At 62.1% G+C, this 1,487-nt stretch carries 2 protein-coding genes; both read left to right on the forward strand.

From position 1 onward, the window contains the following. The first annotated feature begins 107 nt into the window (after window positions 1-107). Window positions 108-830 carry an SDR family NAD(P)-dependent oxidoreductase gene (locus BV95_RS18230; RefSeq protein ID WP_234703237.1) on the forward strand — a complete coding sequence of 241 codons (723 nt, stop codon included), beginning with the start codon at window positions 108-110 and terminating at the stop codon, window positions 828-830. A 5-nt stretch (window positions 831-835) separates the two neighbouring features. Further along, complete coding sequence (locus tag BV95_RS18235; protein WP_234703238.1) at window positions 836-1,483, forward strand: 2-hydroxychromene-2-carboxylate isomerase; 648 nt, start codon at window positions 836-838, stop codon at window positions 1,481-1,483. The last annotated feature ends 4 nt before the right edge of the window (window positions 1,484-1,487 follow it).

Genomic DNA, 1,487 nt, shown 5'->3' on the forward strand with positions numbered 1-1,487 from the left:
CCCGGCGCGTATCCGGCGCGATATGGGAGAGGCATTGGTTTGCGGCGTTTTTGATGCGCTGTGAGTCATCATCAAGGAACAAGTGGATGTCAGGAGGCAGCCAATCGGTGGCCATCGTCGGCGCTGGCGATTATATCGGCGCGGAGATCGCGAAGAAATTCGCAAGCGAAGGGTTTCATGTCCATCTCGGTCGCAGGGGCGGCGACAAGCTCCAGCCCCTGATCGACGAGATCAACGCGGCAGGCGGTTCGGCAAGCGGCCGGTCGCTCGACGCCCGCGAGCCGGAGGACGTCACCGCCTTCCTCGCTGAAGCGGAAGCCAGGGCCCCGCTGGAACTGGCGATCTTCAATGTCGGCGCCAACGTCCATTTCCCCATATTGGAAACCACAGACCGCGTCTTCCAGAAGGTCTGGCAGATGGCCTGTTTCGCAGGCTTCGTTACCGGGCGGGAGGCGGCGCGCATCATGCTGCCCCGCAAGCGCGGCAAGATCTTCTTCACAGGCGCGACCGCAGGGCTGCGCGGCGGCGCGGGCTATGCCGCCTTCGCTTCGGCCAAGTTCGGCATCAGGGCCGTCGCACAGTCCATGGCGCGTGAACTGTGGCCTTCCAACATCCATGTCGCCCATCTCATCATCGATGCGGGCGTCGACACCAAATGGGTCCGCCAGATCATCGAACAGCGCCAGAGAAGCGACGCGCTCGGCAATCTCAAGCCCGATGAGCTGATGCCGCCCTCCGCCGTGGCGGAAGCCTATTGGGCGCTGTTCCAGCAGTCGCCTGCCGCATGGACTTTCGAACAGGAAATCCGCCCCTATGGAGAGACATGGTGACGCCGATGACCAAGCCAGCGACCAAGGTTGAGTTCCTCTTCGATTTCGGAAGCCCCAACGCCTATCTGTGCCATCGCGTGATCCCCGCCATCGAGGATCGCACCGGCGTCGTCTTCGACTATGTCCCCATCCTGCTGGGCGGCATCTTCAAGGCCACCGGCAACCAGTCCCCGGTGGAGGCCTTCGCCCATATCCGCAACAAGCCGGAATATGACACGCTGGAGATCGAGCGCTTCACCCGTCGCCACGGGATCGAGGGCTATGGGATGAACCCCTTCTTCCCGATCAACACGCTGGTGCTGATGCGCGGCGCGGTCGCGGCCCAGAGGCTGGGCGTGTTCGCCGATTATGTCGACGAGATGTACCGCTATATGTGGCGCGACCACAGGAAGATGGACGATCTGGGCGTGCTGATGGATGCGCTGCGCGAGTCCGGGCTGCCCGCGGATGAACTGGCCGGGCTGGTCAACGATCCCGGGGTCAAGCAGGAGTTGATCGACAACACCAATGCCGCCGTCGAGCGCGGCGCCTTCGGGTCGCCTACCTTCTTCGTCAATGATCATATCTACTTCGGCAAGGACAGGCTCTGGGAAGTCGAAGAGGCCATCAATCTCGATCAACAAACGGAAAATCGGAATAGAGGAGTGGCATGACCAT

Source organism: Sphingobium chlorophenolicum (genome assembly GCF_000722875.1).
GTDB classification, from domain to species: domain Bacteria; phylum Pseudomonadota; class Alphaproteobacteria; order Sphingomonadales; family Sphingomonadaceae; genus Sphingobium; species Sphingobium chlorophenolicum.

Excerpts from the sequence above, each read along its gene's own strand:
- BV95_RS18235 (WP_234703238.1), top strand. The coding sequence starts at position 836 with ATGACCAAGCCAGCGACCAAGGTTGAGTTCCTCTTCGATTTCGGAAGC.